This is a genomic window from Corynebacterium mustelae, from assembly GCF_001020985.1.
Classification (GTDB): Bacteria; Actinomycetota; Actinomycetes; order Mycobacteriales; family Mycobacteriaceae; genus Corynebacterium; species Corynebacterium mustelae.
Map to the genome: position 1 here is coordinate 678,050 of NZ_CP011542.1, position 20,274 is coordinate 698,323.

At 52.0% G+C, this 20,274-nt stretch carries 21 protein-coding genes; 16 read left to right on the forward strand and 5 right to left on the reverse strand.

All coding sequences use genetic code 11. The features are described from left to right. Window positions 1-94: 94 nt before the first annotated feature. Window positions 95-1,624, reverse strand: a complete 1,530-nt coding sequence (locus CMUST_RS03185; protein WP_047261303.1) for a S1 family peptidase — start codon at window positions 1,622-1,624, stop codon at window positions 95-97. 229 nt (window positions 1,625-1,853) lie between these two features. On the opposite strand from CMUST_RS03185, the gene CMUST_RS03190 reads away from it, so the two are divergent. The 5 genes from CMUST_RS03190 to CMUST_RS03210 all read left to right on the forward strand — a co-directional run bounded on the left by CMUST_RS03190 (window position 1,854) and on the right by CMUST_RS03210 (window position 6,236). Further along, on the forward strand, window positions 1,854-2,753 hold the full coding sequence (locus tag CMUST_RS03190) for an exodeoxyribonuclease III (protein ID WP_047261304.1): 900 nt from the start codon (window positions 1,854-1,856) through the stop codon (window positions 2,751-2,753). Window positions 2,754-2,839: 86 nt separating this feature from the next. After that, entirely contained in the window at window positions 2,840-3,019 is a 180-nt protein-coding gene (locus tag CMUST_RS03195; protein ID WP_047261305.1) for a hypothetical protein, read from the forward strand. 40 nt (window positions 3,020-3,059) lie between these two features. After that, window positions 3,060-4,088 carry a tryptophan--tRNA ligase gene (gene trpS, locus CMUST_RS03200; RefSeq protein ID WP_047261306.1) on the forward strand — a complete coding sequence of 343 codons (1,029 nt, stop codon included), beginning with the start codon at window positions 3,060-3,062 and terminating at the stop codon, window positions 4,086-4,088. Between the two features lie 111 nt (window positions 4,089-4,199). Then, window positions 4,200-5,294 (forward strand): inner membrane protein YhjD, encoded by a 1,095-nt coding sequence (gene yhjD / locus CMUST_RS03205; protein WP_047261307.1) that lies wholly within the window; start codon window positions 4,200-4,202, stop codon window positions 5,292-5,294. 30 nt (window positions 5,295-5,324) lie between these two features. After that, window positions 5,325-6,236 (forward strand): hypothetical protein, encoded by a 912-nt coding sequence (locus CMUST_RS03210; protein ID WP_052844505.1) that lies wholly within the window; start codon window positions 5,325-5,327, stop codon window positions 6,234-6,236. Window positions 6,237-6,309: 73 nt separating this feature from the next. Here CMUST_RS03210 and CMUST_RS03215 read toward each other — a convergent pair whose 3' ends face one another. From CMUST_RS03215 to CMUST_RS03225, 3 genes are all read right to left on the reverse strand, one after another. After that, window positions 6,310-7,539 (reverse strand): hypothetical protein, encoded by a 1,230-nt coding sequence (locus CMUST_RS03215; RefSeq protein WP_047261308.1) that lies wholly within the window; start codon window positions 7,537-7,539, stop codon window positions 6,310-6,312. Window positions 7,540-7,788: 249 nt separating this feature from the next. Beyond that, window positions 7,789-8,730 carry a C40 family peptidase gene (locus CMUST_RS03220; RefSeq protein ID WP_047261309.1) on the reverse strand — a complete coding sequence of 314 codons (942 nt, stop codon included), beginning with the start codon at window positions 8,728-8,730 and terminating at the stop codon, window positions 7,789-7,791. Continuing rightward, the gene (locus CMUST_RS03225; protein WP_047261310.1) at window positions 8,727-9,008 is read right to left on the reverse strand and encodes a hypothetical protein; all 282 of its coding nucleotides are present in this window, start codon (window positions 9,006-9,008) and stop codon (window positions 8,727-8,729) included. Before CMUST_RS03225 ends, CMUST_RS03220 begins: the two co-directional genes overlap by 4 nt. 84 nt (window positions 9,009-9,092) lie before the next feature. On the opposite strand from CMUST_RS03225, the gene upp reads away from it, so the two are divergent. Continuing rightward, the gene (upp, locus tag CMUST_RS03230) at window positions 9,093-9,728 is read left to right on the forward strand and encodes a uracil phosphoribosyltransferase (protein ID WP_047263324.1); all 636 of its coding nucleotides are present in this window, start codon (window positions 9,093-9,095) and stop codon (window positions 9,726-9,728) included. 92 nt (window positions 9,729-9,820) lie between these two features. Here upp and CMUST_RS03235 read toward each other — a convergent pair whose 3' ends face one another. After that, entirely contained in the window at window positions 9,821-11,479 is a 1,659-nt protein-coding gene (locus CMUST_RS03235) for a phospho-sugar mutase (RefSeq protein ID WP_047261311.1), read from the reverse strand. A 138-nt stretch (window positions 11,480-11,617) separates the two neighbouring features. Here CMUST_RS03235 and CMUST_RS03240 point away from each other — a divergent pair, with 138 nt between their 5' ends. From CMUST_RS03240 to CMUST_RS03285, 10 genes are all read left to right on the forward strand, one after another. Continuing rightward, the gene (locus CMUST_RS03240) at window positions 11,618-12,850 is read left to right on the forward strand and encodes an amidohydrolase (protein ID WP_047261312.1); all 1,233 of its coding nucleotides are present in this window, start codon (window positions 11,618-11,620) and stop codon (window positions 12,848-12,850) included. A gap of 103 nt (window positions 12,851-12,953) precedes the next feature. Then, window positions 12,954-14,381 carry an NAD(P)H-quinone dehydrogenase gene (locus CMUST_RS03245; protein WP_047261313.1) on the forward strand — a complete coding sequence of 476 codons (1,428 nt, stop codon included), beginning with the start codon at window positions 12,954-12,956 and terminating at the stop codon, window positions 14,379-14,381. Window positions 14,382-14,387: 6 nt separating this feature from the next. After that, window positions 14,388-15,275 (forward strand): YbjN domain-containing protein, encoded by an 888-nt coding sequence (locus CMUST_RS03250; RefSeq protein ID WP_047261314.1) that lies wholly within the window; start codon window positions 14,388-14,390, stop codon window positions 15,273-15,275. Window positions 15,276-15,285: 10 nt separating this feature from the next. Further along, window positions 15,286-15,588, forward strand: a complete 303-nt coding sequence (locus CMUST_RS03255; RefSeq protein WP_201779215.1) for a hypothetical protein — start codon at window positions 15,286-15,288, stop codon at window positions 15,586-15,588. A 747-nt stretch (window positions 15,589-16,335) separates the two neighbouring features. Then, window positions 16,336-16,782, forward strand: coding sequence for a YbjN domain-containing protein (locus CMUST_RS03260; RefSeq protein ID WP_047261316.1), 447 nt, complete (start codon window positions 16,336-16,338; stop codon window positions 16,780-16,782). Between the two features lie 3 nt (window positions 16,783-16,785). Further along, window positions 16,786-17,244 carry a hypothetical protein gene (locus tag CMUST_RS03265; RefSeq protein WP_047261317.1) on the forward strand — a complete coding sequence of 153 codons (459 nt, stop codon included), beginning with the start codon at window positions 16,786-16,788 and terminating at the stop codon, window positions 17,242-17,244. Between the two features lie 96 nt (window positions 17,245-17,340). Beyond that, the gene (locus CMUST_RS03270; RefSeq protein ID WP_047261318.1) at window positions 17,341-18,603 is read left to right on the forward strand and encodes a YbjN domain-containing protein; all 1,263 of its coding nucleotides are present in this window, start codon (window positions 17,341-17,343) and stop codon (window positions 18,601-18,603) included. A 142-nt stretch (window positions 18,604-18,745) separates the two neighbouring features. Further along, a complete protein-coding gene (locus CMUST_RS03275; RefSeq protein ID WP_047261319.1) occupies window positions 18,746-19,186 on the forward strand; it encodes a type III secretion system chaperone family protein in 441 nt (146 codons plus the stop codon). A gap of 2 nt (window positions 19,187-19,188) precedes the next feature. Beyond that, window positions 19,189-19,632: a type III secretion system chaperone family protein gene (locus CMUST_RS03280; protein WP_047261320.1), complete on the forward strand. Its 444-nt coding sequence runs from the start codon at window positions 19,189-19,191 to the stop codon at window positions 19,630-19,632. Window positions 19,633-19,833: 201 nt separating this feature from the next. After that, window positions 19,834-20,274, forward strand: a complete 441-nt coding sequence (locus CMUST_RS03285; protein WP_047261321.1) for a type III secretion system chaperone family protein — start codon at window positions 19,834-19,836, stop codon at window positions 20,272-20,274.

Genomic DNA, 20,274 nt, shown 5'->3' on the forward strand with positions numbered 1-20,274 from the left:
GACGATAACTGTCGCCGGTGGGTTTAACCAGCGGTATTTCGTTGTGTACTACGGACCCGAAATCGGAAAAACTATAAGGTTCTAACCGTGTTTTTTAGAAACGAAAAGCACCCAACGCATTGAGTAACCAGCCACCGATACCGCCCCCGATGAGTGCGACTACGATGCCAACAACGGTTAGCCACGGTGATGTAGCCGACGAACCGGAGTTGTTTCGTTGATTATCCATGAATTCTTTCAGCTGACGCTCTGCGGTTTCACGTTGAGCTTTTTCCTGCGCTAGTTCGTTTTTGGTCTTTTGTTGCTCGGTTTCCGCAGCGAGTCGACGTTGGTGTTCTTCTGTTAGCTGCTTGTCGACGGTTGCCTTATCGGTTGTCAAGGCATCTAGCTTCCGATTCGCATCCTCGGTTTGACTGCGTTGCTGGTTTAGTTGGGTTTCTAATCCTTCTTTGGCTTCAACTGCAGCAGCGCGGAGTTTTTCCGCTTCCGCTCGTAGTGCTTGTTCGGCTTTAAGGCTTTCTTGCGCCTTGGTTTTTGCAGATTCGGCTTCAGACTGCAGTTGCTGAGCAACAGTGCGTGCATCTTGAGCCTCTCGTGCTGCGGCTTCGGCGGTTTCGCGGGCTTGCTCGGCTTCTTCGGCTTTGCGTTGGGCAGCTGCTGCACGCTCTTGCGCAGCCGCTGATTCCTGAAGCGAAGCGTCTTTTAATTCTTCTGCCTCACGTTGGGCTTCTTTGGCTTCTTCCGCTTCCTGTTCAGCTGCTAGGCGTGCTTCCTCTGCTTCTTGGACTTTTTGCTCAGCTGTCTGCTGGGCAAGGGTGGCTGCAGCAATCTTTTCCTTCGCATTTTGGTTTGCGATATTCCGTTGCTGTTCGGCTGCCAAAATCCGTTCATTCAGTTTCGATACCACGGCCGGATCAATACTAGGCATAAAAGTGGAACTGCGTGGCTGCGGACGGGAATTAACTGTTTGAACAATCCAGTCATAGGCTTGTGGGACCGAACTGAAATTGGTTTTTGGGTTGCCTGATACCGAGGAAGCGATTCCGGTGACGAGACCGTGGAAAAAGACCGGACCACCTGAATCTCCTGGACGATTGAGCGCGCCGTCCTCATTTTCAGTAACAAACATCGTGGCATTGTTATAACCCGAGGTGTTATACGTTCCAAGGAATTGCTGGTGCGACAATCTCAAGATCGGACCAGTTCCGGTTCCCCAACCGTAATTAGTTCCACGGGTCTGTTTAGCGGGCAGCTCCCGCGCTATGTCTGCATAGTGAGGCAAGCCGAGTCCTTCTTCGAAAAACAGCAACGCAATATCGCCTTGGGGTGCAGCTAGAAAAGTCTGGGTGCTTACTCTCTTACCACCTGGCTTCGTTCCGGTTTCGACGGTGAAGTTCGAAGTATTTCCAATCTTGCAGTGCCGGGCCGTCAGCACCCAGTGCTCATCAATAGCTACACCGGTGCATAATGCTTGGCCTGCGTGAACTTTGACAACTTTGTTGGCTTCAATCTCATTTTCGAGAGTAAGTCGGCCACCTGTTAACGCATGGGCGCTGGGTGCAACGCTGCAAACTGTTGCGACTAATAGAGCAGACAATGTTGCTGCTATGTGTTGTTTTGCCATCTATATTTCCTCAAGGTGTATGGCCCTATATGGACGGAACGAATGAAGTAGAAGCCATGCTTCCAAAAACTCATTTGTGAATAACCTTAGAAAACCTACCAGATTTTTGCTGATATAGATTAATGTAATTTTTAGTTTTGGGGATGGTTGCGGTGCAAAAGCATCAGGTGGGGACAATGTTCAATCAGGGTTCAATCAGTTGCGCAAGCGGATGTACTAGGGTGAAACCATGTTGATTACAACTATTAACGTCAATGGCATTCGGGCCGCTTGTAAACAGCGCAGCGAAGAAAACCAGGGCTTCAATCCCTGGTTGCTGGATAAAAAACCCGATGTTGTTTTACTCCAAGAGGTGCGGGCAGATGAAAAAGACGCACGCATTGCTCTAGCGCCAGTCATCGATGCAGGATGGCATTTTTACGCAGCCCCCGCTGCGGCAAAAGGCCGTGCAGGCGTTGCGATTCTATCCAAGTGGGAATTATCCGATATCCGCATTGGGGTTCCTGACTTCGAGGATGCGGGTCGCTATATTCAAGGCACGATTACCCAGACGGAAAATCCCGTGACAGTGGCATCACTGTATTTGCCCTCAGGGGCTGCTGATACGGACAAACAAGATGAAAAATACCGATTTCTTGATGTGTTTGAAGATTTCCTCAACAAGGCAGCTAACGACCACGAACAAATGGTGATTGGTGGCGACTGGAATATTTGTCACCGGGAACAAGACCTAAAAAACTTCAAAACCAACCGAAAGTCCTCCGGATTCCTTCCCGATGAACGAGCCTTTATGGATCAGGTCTTTGGTACTTTCCCAGATTTAGACACTCAGATCACAGATGCGGGAAACTGGGCCGGTGCGGTGGACTACGCATCAGATAAGCGTCGAAAAGCAGCAGCCGACCCGCAGTGGTTCGATGTTGCTCGCAGGCTGCAGCCGGATGATGCGCCCTATACATGGTGGACTTATCGCGGGCAGGCATTTGCCAATGACGCAGGTTGGCGCATTGACTACCAGGCGGCGACGAAAGCAATGCTCGATCGGGCGCAGCACGCAGAAGTATTCAAAGCGCGCGATCATGCTATGCGATGGAGCGATCACGCACCACTTACCGTTGAATATCGATAAGGGGCAATCTTTAGAAAAACCACGGTGACTACGGTAGGTTAAATGTGTATCTTTTGCGCCACAGCACTTATCTAGGAGAAATACACATGCGAGCTAAGGGTCTATTTTTTCTTATCGTAGGAATCGTCATGTTTGCATCCGCCTACCTTTTACTGGGCGGACACGACCTCAATGCATTGTATGCGGCATTACTCATGGGTATTGGTGGAGCTAGCGTCGTGACAGGGTTGGTATTCCTGTTCGGCAAGCCTAGTCGTATGCAATAAAATAGTTTCGAGATAATGCGGTGGGCTACACTGTCTACTTATGACTGAAACGGCATCTACCCAAGATAAACAGCGAGTCTTATCAGGAATCCAACCCACCGCAGATTCCTACCACCTTGGCAATTACTTGGGTGCCCTCAAACAGTGGATAGCGCTGCAAGATGAATTCGAGGCTTTTTACTTTATCCCCGACTTGCATGCCATCACTGTTGATCAAGATCCGAAAGAATTACGACAACGCACGATCGCTGGTGCTGCGCAGCTGCTTGCCGCAGGGATCGATCCCGAGCGTTCGTCTTTATTCGTACAATCTCACGTTCCAGAGCACGCAGAACTCGCCTGGGTTCTCACCTGTCTCACGGGCTATGGTGAAGCAGCCCGGATGACTCAGTTTAAAGATAAATCTGCCAAACATGGAGCCGATCGGACGTCCGCCGGTTTATACATGTACCCGATGCTTATGGCGGCAGATATCTTGCTGTACCGGCCACAGTTGGTCCCCGTTGGTGAAGACCAACGGCAACACCTAGAACTAACCCGCACCTTGGCCGAGCGGTTTAATAGCCGATACAAGAAAACATTTCCGGTTCCGGAAGCATTCATCCCGCAAGGCGCTGCAAAGATCTATGACTTGCAAGATCCGACAACGAAGATGAGTAAATCAACCGACAACGTTAAAGGGCTCATTAGCCTTCTTGATCCGCCAAACGTCTCCGCCAAGCGGATCAAGAGTGCGGTCACCGATAATGACGGGGAGATACGCTTCGACAAGGACAATAAACCAGGTGTTTCTAACCTCTTAGTCATTCAGTCGGCACTCACCGGAACCAGCATTGACGACCTAGTGGCAGGATATGCTGGGAAGGGATACGGGGCGCTGAAAACCGATACAGCTGAAGTATTGGAAGCATTCGTTATTCCATTCCAGGAAAAGTACGCAATGTACATGAACGATCCTGCGGAGCTGGAAAACGTTCTTGCTCGGGGCGCAGAAAACGCCCGGGCAGTGGCGACCAGAACATTAGCGGACGTCTACGATCGTATTGGATTTCTAGCGCCCAAACAGTAACTCCCTCCGGCGCACGGTGAACCTAATACACTTGTATTGAGCGCACCTCTTTTCATCAATTTTTCCCCTCCGCCCGATTTTTACATTAAACCCCCAAGGACGGAAAACCTTATGGCAACCACTACCCAACAAAACGACAAGTTTACCGACGAATACGGCATCGAACGTAATAATCCTGACGAACCAGGATTCATCGACAAATTCCGCGACAAATGGCAGTGGTTTGACCATCTCATGCTCATGAACGAGCGCTATACCCAACGAGGCGGGAACCAATTCGCCGCAGGCATTACCTATTTCTCAGTCCTGAGCATGTTCCCGCTACTCATGCTCTCCTTCGCTGCGGTGGCAACCGTCCTGGCAAGTCGGCCGGACCTCGTCCATGACATTACTGAACGCCTCACGTCCTACTTTGATGGTTCCTTAGGGGATACCGTTGATAACATTGTGTCCACCGCGATCGCACAACGCGGTGCCCTCTACGGGGTTGGTGGTGTAACAGCGCTCTGGTCGGGATTGAACTGGATGAATAACCTCCGATACGGCGTTTCCTACATGTGGAATTATCCGATCGACGAGGGAAATTTCTTCAAAACCAAGCTGGCTGACCTATTTGGCTTGGTTACAACTTTGGTTCTGATGATCATTGCCATCGGGCTAACTGTCGTTGGCAGCTCCGGTCTGACCACCAGCATTTTGGCCTATATTGGATTAGACGACATACCAGGTATTTTCTTGCTGACACGGGTTTTATCCTTGGTATTTGGTCTTATCGCTAACTTCATGATCTTCTACTGGATGCTCAAGAAACTTCCCCGAGGTGAAGTTCCGGTGAAATCCGCTTTGGCTGGAAGTGCCATCGGTGCTGTAGCTTTCGAAATTTTCAAACAACTCGGTTCCGCCTTCTTCTCAAGTGCTCTCACCAACCCTGCTGGCGCGACCTTCGGCCCCATCATCGGTGTGATGGTTTTGTTCTACTTCATTTGGCGCATTCTGCTTTATTGCTCCGCGTGGTCAGCCACTACCCAAGAGTCGCTTGCCATAGCGAAACTAGAAGCACCCGCACCAGCGGTGATCCATGTGCGCCAGGAAATCGCTGCACCACCTGTCGTCCCGCAACGATTTGGCACTGGCATGGCTATTGGCGCGGCTGCCGTTGGTGCACTGACATTTATGGGACTAGGTGGTAGAAAGCGGCGTAAGTAAAAACGCGGGCGGGCGGTTACAGTGGTGGGTATGACCTTTCCACCTAACTTTGATTTCGATTTCGATCCCATCACACAAGAACAATTCGATAGCCTGCCCAAAGTCCACATACAAACTACTTCTGGGCTAGCAAGCCTCAACGAAATCCTGTCAGGTGACCCCGATGCCGCCTACATTGAACATGTCGTATCATTCACCGAGCTAGCCGAAGCCCAGAAACTATTAAAGCAGGCACCATCAATGGTGGGGTTGGTGGTTTACTGCGAAAACCAAAACGAAGCAACCGCGCTATTAGAAGGCAATACCGAATTAGTACTCGGTGGCATTGTTAATAGTCCCGAAGCCGCCGCTGTGCTCAAAGGTAGTTTCGTCCCTTACGTGTATCTAGGCGATATTGGAGAACAAGTTGTCTACGGCGGTTCCAGGATCGTCGATGCCGTGAGATTACTTGAAAACTTCCGGATCACTGACGACGGGGAACTATCCCCCGGCATTGAAGCGGGGTTCATTCTTGACCGAAACCTGCCGGTTTTATGCCAGCCTGAAGAAGCCATTGCGGCGGGGATCATTGAAAACATTGCTGACTACCCGCTGCCGTTACTACGTGATTTCGGGTATAACGTCGGTCTGGATAAGTGGACCTATGAGACGGTCACTGCGTTGGAATTAGACATCCATAGCTATTATGACCTTTTACTTTCTACGATTGAAACGTCATTTTTAACCAAGCAATTGCGTCGAATGCTGATAGGCGAAGTAATCGAACCAGCTTTTGCGGAATTCTTTGCAGAAGACGATGAAGCGGCAACCGAGACCGAAGAAACCTCGAAAACCGAATCCGAACCTTCAGAATTGAAGCTGAGCCCGGAAGAACTCGCGGGCATTGACCCACAATTATTAGAGGAGTGGGGGATCGACCCAAAAGACATTGGGTTGACATAGCTAAGGGCTTGTAAATAAAGCCAAAACGCACCAGGTGATATGCCTGGTGCGTTATCTAACCTAAAAATACGGCTTAGAACTTCGAGAACCGCTTGGTGAGCATTTCCTCCATTTGCTTCCAACCAGCAACATGCTCGTCGAAAGGCGGGGTGGGGGTATAGCCTGCATTTCGAGACGAACCGGTGAGATATGCCAGGTAATCCTGGATACGAGGGTTAGCCAAGAAATAGGAGTTCAGGGAGTCATCAGCGGCCCAGTCTGCGGCGTCGGCAAGCAATTCATAGGATCGCAGCAACTGGTCGGTATCAACATGCTCTGGTCCCTTTTCAATGCCACGAGCAATCCCGCTGAAGGAATACACATTATCCTTATGCACCGAGACTTCTAACTCACCCGCATTGGCGGCAGATTTAATCTCTTCCCAGGTCGATACCTCGGCAAGGTCATGGTCGTCATGTTCGACCAGCCAGCGCACCAAAGCCTTAGACGAAGAAAAAGTGAAAATCTCACCGTATTTGCCCAAAAATACTGGCTTCGCTTGGACATAGGTGCGCAACGTATATACCGTGCGGCCGTCAATGGAAATCTTGATGGGGTCGATGCCCGCTTGTGCCCACACGGTGGTGTCGTACGGATCGATTTTCGCGGCCTCTTCTTTCTTCCGCTGTTCCTCCTCCACACGGGCCCGCTCAGCAGCCTCTTCGGCAGCGGCAATGGATGCTTCTGCTGCGGAAATCTTGCTGGAATCGACATCGGTTTTAGTAATGGTGGTATCAAGTTCGTCGATAACCGCATCCCAATTGCTCACGATTACCCGGCCGATTGCCGTCCATTCTGACATCCCAACTTGCCCTGCGAAATGTTCAGAACCACGTTCGACGTTTCCCAAAATAGAGTGAGAGGAGAAGAAGCTTTGCACCGGAATGGCATCGGAGATGTCACCGAGGCTACGCGCAATACGGAAACACCGGGCCACAGCCGAAACATTCTCGTGGGACGGGCGGTCCGCCAGCAATGCTGGAACTCCGATGAGATCGAACGTGTTTTTCTTGTTAGGAACTGCACGAAGCACTGATTCATTGGCGAAAGCACCCCACTTAGGGTGATTGAGCAAATCATGCTTAGTGTCGGATTCGAGGAATACTAGCAGCTCGGCGGGAGAGTTGAACACAAAAATCTCGTCGTTAGCGCCTAAAAACGCCTGCCATTCAGCGCCATGTTCACGCCATGATGGTGCCCAAAGAGTGTAAAAATCGCCATCTGTGAGCGACAACTTGACGGGAACAATTCCTTTATTAGCCATGGGCACACATTTTAGCCTAAAAATCACTCAGGGTAGACATGGACGTACCATCGCTAATGCCCTATAGCACCAATACTGTTTTCGCCGAACGGCGCCGCCATATTTTTGCGCAACCCGGATTGACGTCGATAAAACCACGTGTTCTTGATGCCCGTAACAAAAAGTTATTTCGGGAAACTGCAGATGCTTAACCGCCATAATCTTAACGTTGGCTGATTATTTGTCCGCACAATAATGGGATTTCACGTCTTATGTTCCAGTTGGACGATAATACCCCTTGAATTCCATGCCCATGTTTTCCGTTCGCAGTGGACCCATTTGTACTGGATTGCCGGCTTCAATTAGCTGCCCATCACCCGCATACATAGCCACATGCCCGTTCCACACCAATAAATCACCTGGAATAAGTTCGTCGGGTTTTACAGCCGTGCCTATATTCTGATGCTCGGCCAGCCGTGGCAATTCCACACCAGCCTGTCGCCATGCCCATTGGGTCAAACCTGAACAATCGAAACCGTTGGTGGTGGTTCCTCCCCACACATATGGGGTACCCAGCGCCGATTTTGCAGCAGCCACCGCTTGCTGTCCACGTTGCAGTTGTTCACTTGTTGCAGAACCACCAGTATCCCCAGCGGCAACAGCACCGTCGCCGTCAGTGTCCGTAGATCCTGCGCCTTCGACGGCAGTTGCAGCCATCTGGGTAGCTGTTTGGGCAGAAGGCGTGGCCGTGTGATGAGGAGAGAGCTCTGTCCCTTCTTTGGCTATGCGTTCTAATGCGACGGTGTGTGGTTGCAGCCGGATTTCTAACTCATCTAAATGCTGAAATGCTCGCTCCAAAAACTCACTTGGCAACTGTTTCAATTGGTGATGAGCTGCGGTCCAAATGGCGGGATTTGGGCTAAACGCCAATGGCAATAGTCCAGCTACCTGTTGGAGGAATTGTTTGCCTAAAACTTCGAAAAATCTGCGTGATTGATCAAATTCTTGAAGCGCATAGGACACGATACGAAGCACATCCGTCGAATCAGTCGATAATTGCCGAAATGCAGCTTCGAACGTCGTGATCTTATTACCAAAGATCGCCGCTAGCTCCGCCATCCGAGAAAAATCTGGAACCGCAGGCAGGGATACCGGTTGGGTAGGTGGGGTGAGATCGTCTAAAGCAGTGATGAATTCAGCGAGGTTGATCATAGTAAGTCCAAAGAACGGCCGAGAGTGGTGTCGGTAGCCTCAGCTTGCCGGAGATACGTCATGGTGGTGGTGACTGCGTTATCCACATAGGCGCACTGGGTGCGGGCACGATTCGCCAGTGAATCAATGGCACCGTTTAATGCGGTGATAAATGCACCCGCCCCCGGTAGATCTTCACCTGGAAGGTAGCTGGCATGGATGGGGGTTGCTGCATTCGCCGCAAGTTCCGCAGCTAATGCGCGGGCGGCTTTGATATGTACATGTAAATTTCGTTCCATATATAGTTAGACTCAGTTTGAACCCCATTTGGTTCCATGATTTTCCAATGTTCTTTGAACTTTTTTCGCGGTAGCATGGCAGACATGGATATTTTGATCGTGGATCACCCCCTTGCTGCCGCCCGACTATCCATTATGCGGGACGAACGTACCGATAATGCGGGATTCCGGGCGGCATTGGCTGACCTGGGAACTATGTTGATTTATGAAGCTTCACGGGAGCTAACCGTCGAGCATTTTCCACTGAAAACTCCGGTTGCGGCAACGATGGGTACCCGGTTAGAAGATCCGCCAATTATCGTGCCCGTCATTCGGGCGGGGTTAGGGATGATTGACCCCGCACTCAGCATGATCCCGGATGCGCAGGTGGGATTCATCGGTCTGGCACGTAACGAAACCACCCATGAACCAGTTCCATATTTGGAGGCACTGCCAGAAGATCTATCTGGACGCACGGTTTTCGTGGTTGACCCAATGCTGGCAACTGGCGGTTCGTTGCTCCACGCGGTGCGGATGCTCGCCGATCGCGGCGCAACCAATATCACCGCAGTGTGTATGGTTTCTGCGCAGGCTGGGGTAGATGCCTTGGCTGCATCAGGGTTACCTGTTCGCCTCGTTACCGCAACCATTGATCCTGATTTGAACGAAAACGCCTACATCGTCCCTGGGCTAGGCGATGCAGGGGATCGGCTCTATGGTCCACGCAATATAGAAATATAGATCTGTAGCTGTAGTACCTACCCAACAGCATCGGCTAGTGCTGTTTGTTGGGTGGGTATTTGCACTTTTCGACGATTAAAGCCCAGTGCTGGTTATAGCTGATCGAAATAACCCATCAATGCGTTAGAGAGATCGTCGAGAAGCTTTTCGACGCGGCCGCGATCTGTGGCGCGGGCGATTTCCACATACAGTTTGGCTTTAGGCTCCGTGCCGGAAGCCCGAGCCAAGATCCGCAACGAACCGTTATCACAAACTCCGGTAAGCAGTGCTGCTGACACGGTGCTACCGGGGCGTTCGCTGGAATACACTGGTTCAAATTCCAAGTCGATATCGCATAAGGAGGAAGGCGGTCGGTCGATGAAGGACCTGATTAATTCCCGAGGCGCATTAGTGCGGATAGACAACTGGCGGCCTGCGAAAATGCCAAATTTTTTATAGAGCGCCTCTAACTCGTCGAAAAGCGTTAAGCCTTGCGCTTTCAACTCCGCCGCCCACGCACACGCAACTAACGCGGTGGTTATGCCGTCCTTATCGTCCACCAACGCCGGGGCTGGGGCTATACCCATCGCCTCCTCGTAGGCGAAAGCCACGGTTTCAGTACCACCAGCATTGGTGAGATTTTTAAAGCCTGTCGGAGTCAACCGTAAATCCCAGCCCCGCTCCTCGGCAATGGCGGAAAGTAACTGCGAGGACACCAACGTGGTGCTCACGATCGGACGCGGGCCCGCCCCATCCCACGCCGGGACTAACCGAGTTGCCAGCAACGGCCCGGTTTCATCGCCCCGCAACATCCGCAACTGGCCATCTTTGGTACGAATCCCCACCGCACATCGATCCGCATCAGGATCCAAGGCAATGACTACATCAGCATGCACCTCTTCGCCCACCGCCAGTAACTGGGCTACCGCTTCCGGTTCTTCCGGGTTAGGAAACGCAACAGTGGGAAAGGTCGGATCTGGGTACTGCTGACACATGACAGGGAAAATCTGTGCAAATCCAGCTGTCTGAAGCGCTTGGACAATGGTGCGCCCACCCACCCCATGCATGGCGGTAACCGCAACACGAATATTTGCCCGTTCATTATTAACCCGCAATAAATCGGCTTCCTCCGGCATGACCAGTTGCGTAGCCATATCGATATACCGACGTACCATATCAACATCCGGGCGAACCGTCACCCGAGGAATCTCCGCTGAGGACGGGGTAGCGGCAATTAGCGCCTCAATCTCGCGTGCTCCGGTGGAATGCAATTGCCGACCATTATTCATATACACCTTGTAGCCATTGTGTCCAGCCGGATTATGCGACGCGGTAATCTGCACACCCCCAGAAAGCTTCATCAGCCGCACCATCCACGGCACCAATGGGGTAGGGGTAGGGGTCGGAAACAAAATCACCTCGAAACCAGCGCCCGCGAATACCTCAGCCGCAGTGGTGGCAAAAATATGGGAACCGTACCGAGAATCATAGCCAACCACCACCTTCGGCGCCGGATCATCATCGTGAAACGCCTTACCGATACCGAACATGCTAGAACCCGTGTATGGGTCAGAAAAAACTTCTGGTTCCGCAGACATCTCTTGCACATTGTTGGCAGCTAAGGCATCCTTTTTCAGACACGCTGCCTGCCTACTCAACCAGGCAGCCACCCCAGAGGTAATCCGGGTAATGTTACCAACATTCATCTGGTTAGCGGCAGGACCCACGGGGGCGCGCATTCCCGCAGTTCCGAAAAATAGCTGCTCAGTCATGACAAACCTCAATGGTGATGTGTATAGCGTGGGGCGTAAATACCCTCAAGCTTAGCCACCAGTTATAGGATAAGTGGGCAGATGCATAGCATAATTTACAACTATGCAAGCGAAAACCACCACAATTCACGGAGAATAATGACAGCGGAGCACAGCATAAAATCCGACCCGCAATCGGCCGTTTCTGCCGCCGTACGCGACTGGTTGACCAGCCACTTAGACGAAGTATTCGAATGGCGTCGGCATTTCCACGCCCACCCTGAGCTATCAGACCAGGAATTTGAAACGACCAAGCGCATCGCCTCCGTGTTACGATCACGCGGCCTCACCCCCCAAATGTTTCCCACCACCGGATTAATGGTCGATATAGGGCCCAACACGCCCGAAAAAATCGCCTTTCGTGCTGACATTGATGCCCTCCCCATCCAAGAAAATACCGGGTGTAGCTTCGCCTCCCAAACCCCAGGAGTCATGCATGCCTGCGGCCATGACGTCCACACCACCATCGCGCTGGGCTTAGCGTGTGCACTCGCCGAAGCCGCAACAAAGGGGCTACTTAGCATCGGAATTCGGATAATCTTCCAACCCGCGGAAGAGGTCATGGATTCCGGCGCCCCCAATGTGATCAAGCTGGGGGTGTTGGAAGGAATCACCCATATTTTCGCGCTTCATGCGGAACCGAAACTGCGCACCGGGATGATCGGTGTTCGGGTGGGCCCTATTACCTCTGCAGGCGATGTAGTGGAAGTGAAAGTCACCGGCGGCGGTGGGCATTCCTCACGGCCGCACCTAACCCAAGATGTGGTGTACACGCTGGCGAAAATAGTCACCGATTTACCAGCGTTACTTACCCGTCGCATCGACCCGCGCACCTCCACGGTCATGGTGTTCGGTGCCATCAACGCAGGTTTTGCTCCCAACGCCATTCCAGAAGAAGGAACAGTGAAAGGCACGATTCGTACCGGCGATATCCAAGTGTGGCGCAGCATTCAACCAGTGCTAGAAGACATGGTCGCTAGCATCGTTGCCCCCACCGGGGCACAGTACGAACTCACCTACGTTAAAGGCGTCCCACCAGTAGTCAACGACGACGTCTCCACCGCAGTATTGGCCGATTCTGCTCGCGCCATGGACCCCCAATCAGTGGTACAAGCGCCACAGTCCTCCGGCGGTGAGGATTTCTCCTGGTACCTAGAGCATGTCCCCGGTGCGATGGCCCGGTTAGGATGCTGGGATGGATTAAGCCCGAAAGGAGATCTACACAAGGGCGATATGTTGGCTGATGAAAATTGCATCCCGGTGGGGATTAGGTTGTTCGCTGGCGTGGTGGATCGATTCAATTCTTGCTCCGATGTTTTTGCTACCCCCTAACATTGACGCCAAAAAAGATTACTTCGACAAGCCCAAAAGCAGTGCATTAAACTAACGTGAGGTTTCACCTTAAAAACGTAACTGACCCATATTTGGAGGATTCTTGTCCACGCAATCGGCTCAAGCAAAACGCATTGTTATTATCGGCGGTGGCCCAGCTGGCTATGAAGCAGCATTGGCGGGGGCAAAATACGGTGCTGAGATCACGATCGTGGAAGATTTAGGTCTGGGTGGTTCGGCCGTCATCCACGACTGTGTGCCATCCAAGTCGTTCATCGCGGGCGCCAACATCAAGACTGACCTGCGGCGTGCCGATGACATGGGTCTTAACAAAGGGATCGGTGAGGCACATTTGCTTATCGACGCCCTCAATGCGCGTGTGCAACAACTTGCGGGGGAACAATCAGCGGATATTCGCCGGAGCGTGGAGCGCGCCGGGGTACGTGTCATTAATGGGCGTGGCGTATTTGATGACTACAACACCAAGCAAACGTTGCACTACATCAAGGTGGAAGGCGCCGATGGCGTAACGGAAACCATTGAATGTGACTTGGTGCTGGTTGCCACCGGTGCTACGCCACGGATTCTGCCGGATGCCCAGCCGGACGGGGAACGGATTTTAACCTGGCAGCAGATTTACAATTTGACTTCGCTTCCAGAGCACTTGATTGTTGTCGGTTCCGGTGTCACTGGTGCAGAGTTTGTTTCAGCATTTGCTGAGCTGGGCGTGAAAGTGACGATGGTTGCCTCCCGCGATCGGATTTTGCCACATGACGATGCTGACGCTGCTGATGTGTTGGAGACCGTTTTGGCGCAGCGGGGTGTGTCACTGGAGAAACACGCTAGGGTCGATTCAGTTACCCGCACTGACGACGGTGGCGTGTGCGTGCGTACTTCTGATGGTCGCGAGATTTTTGGTTCCCATGCGTTGATGACGGTTGGTTCCATTCCAAATACGAAGAACTTAGGATTGGAGCACATCGGGATTGATACCACCGACTCTGGCCATATCAAGGTGGACCGGGTGTCGCGCACAAATGTTTCCGGCGTGTACGCCGCTGGTGACTGTACCGATTTGTTCCCCTTGGCGTCGGTCGCCGCGATGCAGGGGCGTATTGCCATGTACCATGCCTTGGGTGAAGGCGTTTCACCGTTGCGGTTAAAAACGGTGGCGACAGCGGTATTTACCCGACCAGAAATTGCTGCGGTGGGCGTTACCCAGAGCGAGATTGAGTCAGGTGCGGTGGTTGCCCGTTCAGTGATGCTTCCGTTGGAGACGAATCCACGGGCGAAAATGCGATCGTTGCGGCACGGTTTTGTCAAGCTGTTTTGCCGCAAGAATTCCGGCATAATCATCGGCGGTGTCGTTGTGGCACCAACCGCGTCGGAGCTGATTCTGCCGATCTCGGTGGCTGTGACCAATAACTTGACGGTGAAGCAATTGGCGGAGACGTTCTCGGTGTATCCGTCCCTGTCGGGTTCGATCACTGAGGCTGCCCGGCAGTTGGTTGAGCACGACGACTTGGGTTAAGCCGTTATGACTTCTGTGGTTACTTCTGCACGTATTGTGGCTGCCCTTGATCGTTGTGGCGTGACAACCGGCACCGTGGTTGACGGTGGGGTTCAACTGATGGTTCCCAATGGTCAGATTACATTCCAATTGGCTACGAATGCGGCCATGATTCGGATGTTTGCCCAGTGGCGGGGTGAGGCCGTCACCCCTGATACCCAGCAGAGACTGTGCGCTGCAATCATGGATCTCAATGCGGATCGGTACATGCCGAAACTTATTTGGCAGACTTCGGCGGCGGGCGCGATTCGGGTATCTGCTGAGCAACGGATGCTCACCGGTCAGGGGCTAAGCGACGACCAATTGGCGCGCTTTATTGATTTGACCATTCGCACTACATTGGAGGCATTCGCCGATATTGAACAGGTGGTGCCTGAGACGGTGACGTGGCCGGTTGGTACCCCATTGATGCTAACCGACTGGTCGCCTAACGTTGCCGTCCCTGCGTCTTTAGCTCAGGTCGAGTCGGTTTTTGCTGCCCAAGGCTGGGCCTACCAATTGCTTGATGGCGTTATGATGACCTCAAGCGAAGGATTCTGCGTGGATATCGATTTCCCATCCCAACTGTACTTAGGGGTGCGGGTATCTCACCCGCAGGCTCCACTTGCGCCTTCGCAGTTGGCTGCGGTGCAAAAGTGGGCTAATGACCGCAATGTTGCTGGTACATTGGGGATTTGCACGGTGAACCCTAACGACGACGGAACGTTATACGTGGCGAGTGACTACGTGTTTATCGCCGATACCGGGGCAACCAATGAGCAATTGGCGGAGTGGATTCTGGCAGCGATTTCGGTGCAAACCGGTAATTTGGTCGACTTCAGTCGCACGTTCCATATCCTGCCACCGGTGCAATAGTTTAAAAACCGTGAACGATTCTTCGCCTAAGGAACTAAAACTCATGGCGGATTATGGCTGCTTTCCGCTGTGGAGTTGGGACTATCCGGAATTTAATGTCGATCCGGCCAGCTTGCCGCTAAGCGCCACCCTGATAGCTGACTTATATCAGTGGCAAGACCGCTACGATGCGATACTCAACTGGGATGACCCGGCTTCCTCGGGTTTCCCGACCCCGGAAGCTGAGACAGCCTTTCGCACTAACGGTGCACGGTTGGCGCGCCGATTACAAACCGAATTGGGCCCAGGTTTTCAGGTGCGGTTTCAACCGTGAGGCGAAGCCAGTGCGCTTTTAACACCGATAAGTCCACGTATTCATTAACGTCGCATCATGCGGGCTGTTATGGGGTGAGACGCCACAAAACCTGCAGGTAGGCATGGTTAGGGACGCGGTCGCCCGCAGGCAACTCGACCTTTACACGCTTCGGTGCATGGATTCGGAGCCTCAGGGACGGAAAGGTCGAGTCGGGGTTGGGACACCGAACTGGCCACGCCGGAGATTAGTACTTGGGGCGAAGAATCGCAGCTTAGCCCACGGCGGATGCCAAGTGATGACGCCCTAAGAACCTGCCTTTGAAATGGGGAGCTGGCGCGATCACCCGTAGGCAACTCGACCTTTACAGGGTTCGGTGTATGGATTCGTAGCCTTAGGGACGGAAAGGTCGAGTCGGGGTTGGGATACCGAACCAAAAGCTGGTGTGCACCTTATTGGCCAGGAGATTGTGAGCTACATGAGTAAAGGCTTTTACCGATTGCGCGAAGTAATAATCGATACTTTTTAATTGCATTCCTGGGAAAAGAGACGCGCCCGGCACTTTGAATTCGACGCCTGGTTGGAGAGCTAGCTAAGGCAAACCATCGAAACCAACCGGAGGGTACCGGAAAGAAAGAACTACATTTGGCTCGTGTTTGAGTCGCTTAGGAAGTTGGTTAAACGTTTCTAAAACCAGCCCATTCGGCGTGATGCTTTGCTTACACTGGGCGGGATTATCGTACAGCCAAAGCAACGGAAACGAGTCCCATGAGCCTTCCTCCCGTTACTAATGATCGGATTGAAATGGCACTGGATTCGATGGGTTTACATTATGAACGCCAATCGGAAACGGTTACCCAGTTCTCTTTCGACAATGCCACCATCGTGTGTGCCACCTACCCGGAGAACGCCTTGCTGCATTTCTTTGGCATGTGGCATGCCGTCATCGGCGACGATGTATTGCCTGACGTGACTGAATTTGTTGCTAGTTTGAATTGGAACCACTTTGTGCCAAAACACGGGGTGGCTATTTCTGATGATCACCGAGCCACCGTCACCGCAGATTATTATGTGTTCACCAACACCGGACTCAGCGATGACCAACTGGGGATGGTGGTGGAGTCGTCGATACGCAATATCATGCTCAGCTTCAAAGATTGTGAGGACCGTTTCCCGCAATTGGTGCACTGGACATTGGTAGAAGAGGGAGCCTAACTCATGTCATGGACGCACAACGTTGCGGAATCTGATCCCACCCCAGTGACACTGTCGCGGGTTGAGGCGATTTTTCGCAAGAATAACGTGGAATGCGAAGTCGATGAGGGCGGCTTGTCCACCTGGATCCAAGGGTATTTTTCGTTTTTCCAGCTTTTAGGCGAAAAGAACCTTGTGTTTAGCGTGCGGCGGGAGAATTCGGAACTGGATATTTCCAAGCTCCCCATTGTTAAAGAATGGGCTAATATTCGAAATTCACGTGGCACGGTTGGTACCTGCGCCTACGAGGTTGCGGACGGTACGATTCGGTTTACTGTCGCCCACGCCATCCCAGTTATTTTTGGTGCCACTGATCAACAATTAGAAGAGTGGATTCTTACTGGTACCGCACTGCTCGTGGAGCATTTAGAAACACTTAATGAAATGCTGGGGTTGGCTGAAGCGGGTTGGATACGGCCGTAACATTAAAAAACTTTTATTGAAGTTTGTTGCGCCACCCAATGAATGAAGTTTCGATAAACTTGGCACGGTTATTCTCAATTGAAGTAAAGGAGTTTCATGGTTACTTCCACTGTGACCCAAGAGCGCATTGAAGCCACACTTGGGAAAATGGGGATAACCAGCAACACCCCTAGCGATAGCATCGTGCAGATTGACACGGAACACGCTACGATTCTGTGTCAATTACTGCCCCGCGCCCAACTGCTGCGAGTCCTTGGCATCTGGCGCCCTGACGTTTCCGCTGATTATCATGCAGCGGTGCGCGAGAAGGTTCAACATTTGAATAACGAGAAACTGGTGCCCAAGCACAGTGTCGTGGACAATGATACTGACAGCCTGAGCGTGGTTGCGGAATACGCTATGCCGATCGGGGAGGGGCTTGACGACGCCCAACTGGGGCTCGTGCTTGAGGTGGCGCTGCATAACATGCGGCAATCATTTGACGTATTCGACGCCGACTTCCCCGAGTTAGTCACTTGGAAAGAATCAGAAGAGGAACCAAAGACCCCGACTGATGGCGAAAGCGACAACGACACAACGCCCCCGGTAGTTGTCGTGCAAATCTCCAATCAAGCGGTGGCGTCACCCCACCTGGTTTTGCAGGAAATCTCACAGGAAACCACCCTCACCCCAGAAGAAGCGCCGCAGCCAGCTGAGGACAAAGCGGCACAACCTGACACGGATGAACCGGCACAACCGACCGGGGGTGAAGAACCAGCACAGCTTGCTGAGGAACAAGCATCGGATTCAGCCCTGTCACCTGCCGCCACGGAATCCGAGCCGGTTGCGAACGCAACAGAACTAGAAGACGAAACATTAGCGGCAGAAGACGCGCAAAGCCCAGAGGAAACGCCGGAGCAACACTTGGGTCAACCTGCGGTGACAATGGCGCGGGTGGTGGATTATTTCGTCAATCACGGCTACCAATACGAAATCATCGACAATGCGCTCTTTACTGGTTTCAATGGATTTCTCGTTCGCGCGCATGTTGCGGACAAGCAGATGCTGCGGGTCAACGCCGCCCATCCGTCTGCCGCCATCGCGGAGGGGTCGATCCCGGCTCTTGCTGATTGGGCAAATACTCGCAACCAAGGTGGTTCCATTGGCAGCTGTACCTTCGTGATGGAAGAAACCGGTGACATTCATGTTGCAAGCGATCATGCTTTCGCTATCAAATACGGCGCCTCTGACGAACAATTGGCCTCCTGGTTAGACGCGGGGATTGATGCCCAGTTAGCGCATTTGGAAGATTTGGTAGCTAGTTTCGATATTCCTCGTTTTTACGAAGAAACACCACAACAACGCCATGAGCATAACTAGCGCATCTACCGATGTGCTGGTTTATGCCAGCTCGCATAACGTATCCGCACGACTCCGATTGAGTACCAAGATTTGCGGCCACAGGTCTGTGTCGGGGTGCTTCGCTATTCTATGAGCGCACATTAAAATCCAAGGAGGATATATGAGTTTAGCTGCGGTAACGATTCCGCGTATCGAGGAAACGTTGGATTCGATGGGGATTGGGCACCAGACAGACGACGATGAAATCGTCATAGGGTTTGATAACGCATTAGTTTTTATCTTTTTGTTTTCTGACATCAATCTGATGGAGATATCCGCGATGTGGGGTTCAAAAGTTCTTAAAGAAAACCATGAGTTGGCGGCTCATCTTTGCGTGAGATTAAATGAGCAATTGTATCTTCCTAAAATGTGTTACCTCGTTGATGCAGATGACAACATGACGATCGTCGCCAAGCATGCTATGCCGATCGGGTCGGGGATGACCGATAAACAATTAGAGGACTGTATACGAGCGACCTTTGCGCACGAATTCACTGCCATAGAAAAGTTTGAGGAGACATTCCCGCACGTGGCGGCCGGGAATCACGGGAGTGGGGCATAATCGTGGCATGGTTTAAAAAAGCGGATTGGCCGCAGCCAGTAACCATTGATCGGGTAGAGCAGGTCTTTAAACACAACAACCTTAGCTACACGCGACGTGAGGATGGCATCACGGCCATGATCGACGGGTTTTTCCTTTGGGTCACGATCCCTGACGGAAAAGCACTGGATTTCGGGTTCCGATTCTTTGAGGTTCCGCTAACTGAGGAAGCATTGCCGAAAGCCCAACGCTGGGCCAAGGAGCGAAATCTCGACGGAACAATCGGAACGTTTGGCGTCGGCGTTCATGACGACGGCGAGGTTTACGTTTCTTCCCAGCATGCGTTCCTTGTCACACAAGGTGCAACAGATGAGCAATTGGCGGAGTTCTTTCAGGTGGGAATCCAAGCCCAGCTGGATAACTTGGAAGATTTCGTCGAAGAATTTGGCATTGAACGCCAGCAGTAGCGCGGAAAATAACGGACACTCTGGGCGGCTGAGGCTTGGGAATCGTCGACACGCTAGGCAGGGTTTGTGCTGCTTGGTTGGGTCAGCGATGAGGCTGGTTTTCCGGTTCAGTCACAATGGCGTAACAAGATTTTCAACTTGAATTGTCTGACGTCTAGTTTCGCTATTCTTTGTTCAGTTGCATAAAAATGAGGAGGATATATGAGTCTACCTGCGGTAACAATCCCGCGAATCGAGGAAATGTTGACCTCGATGGAACTTAAATATGTGACGGAAAACGGCGCGATTAAAGTAGCCTTCGATAACTGCTTGGTGTCTATCTTTCTTTATTCCGAGCCGGATCTGATGGAAATAAGCACGATGTGGCGGGCGGAGATCTCAAAAGAACACCATGAGGCGGTGGCTCGGTTATGTGCCGAGATAAATGCAGAGATGTTTTTCCCAAAAATGGGCTATCACGTTGACGATGAAGACGACATGACGGTTATTGCCGAACACGCCACACCTATTGCAGCGGGGTTAACGAACGAACAATTACATGAGTGCCTTGGCGCTACCTTTTCGCAGTCGTTAATGGCGTTAAGTAAGTTTGAGGAAGCATTCCCGCATTTGGTTACGTGGGAAGAAGAGGGTGAGGAATAA

Excerpts from the sequence above, each read along its gene's own strand:
- CMUST_RS03220 (WP_047261309.1), bottom strand. The coding sequence starts at position 8,730 with ATGATCAACCTCGCTGAATTCATCACTGCTTTAGACGATCTCACCCCA.
- CMUST_RS03225 (WP_047261310.1), bottom strand. The coding sequence starts at position 9,008 with ATGGAACGAAATTTACATGTACATATCAAAGCCGCCCGCGCATTAGCT.
- CMUST_RS03260 (WP_047261316.1), top strand. The coding sequence starts at position 16,336 with ATGAGCCTTCCTCCCGTTACTAATGATCGGATTGAAATGGCACTGGAT.
- CMUST_RS03190 (WP_047261304.1), top strand. The coding sequence starts at position 1,854 with ATGTTGATTACAACTATTAACGTCAATGGCATTCGGGCCGCTTGTAAA.
- CMUST_RS03240 (WP_047261312.1), top strand. The coding sequence starts at position 11,618 with ATGACAGCGGAGCACAGCATAAAATCCGACCCGCAATCGGCCGTTTCT.
- yhjD (WP_047261307.1), top strand. The coding sequence starts at position 4,200 with ATGGCAACCACTACCCAACAAAACGACAAGTTTACCGACGAATACGGC.
- CMUST_RS03265 (WP_047261317.1), top strand. The coding sequence starts at position 16,786 with ATGTCATGGACGCACAACGTTGCGGAATCTGATCCCACCCCAGTGACA.
- CMUST_RS03250 (WP_047261314.1), top strand. The coding sequence starts at position 14,388 with ATGACTTCTGTGGTTACTTCTGCACGTATTGTGGCTGCCCTTGATCGT.
- CMUST_RS03275 (WP_047261319.1), top strand. The coding sequence starts at position 18,746 with ATGAGTTTAGCTGCGGTAACGATTCCGCGTATCGAGGAAACGTTGGAT.
- CMUST_RS03215 (WP_047261308.1), bottom strand. The coding sequence starts at position 7,539 with ATGGCTAATAAAGGAATTGTTCCCGTCAAGTTGTCGCTCACAGATGGC.
- CMUST_RS03270 (WP_047261318.1), top strand. The coding sequence starts at position 17,341 with ATGGTTACTTCCACTGTGACCCAAGAGCGCATTGAAGCCACACTTGGG.
- trpS (WP_047261306.1), top strand. The coding sequence starts at position 3,060 with ATGACTGAAACGGCATCTACCCAAGATAAACAGCGAGTCTTATCAGGA.
- CMUST_RS03285 (WP_047261321.1), top strand. The coding sequence starts at position 19,834 with ATGAGTCTACCTGCGGTAACAATCCCGCGAATCGAGGAAATGTTGACC.
- CMUST_RS03210 (WP_052844505.1), top strand. The coding sequence starts at position 5,325 with ATGACCTTTCCACCTAACTTTGATTTCGATTTCGATCCCATCACACAA.
- upp (WP_047263324.1), top strand. The coding sequence starts at position 9,093 with ATGGATATTTTGATCGTGGATCACCCCCTTGCTGCCGCCCGACTATCC.
- CMUST_RS03195 (WP_047261305.1), top strand. The coding sequence starts at position 2,840 with ATGCGAGCTAAGGGTCTATTTTTTCTTATCGTAGGAATCGTCATGTTT.
- CMUST_RS03235 (WP_047261311.1), bottom strand. The coding sequence starts at position 11,479 with ATGACTGAGCAGCTATTTTTCGGAACTGCGGGAATGCGCGCCCCCGTG.
- CMUST_RS03185 (WP_047261303.1), bottom strand. The coding sequence starts at position 1,624 with ATGGCAAAACAACACATAGCAGCAACATTGTCTGCTCTATTAGTCGCA.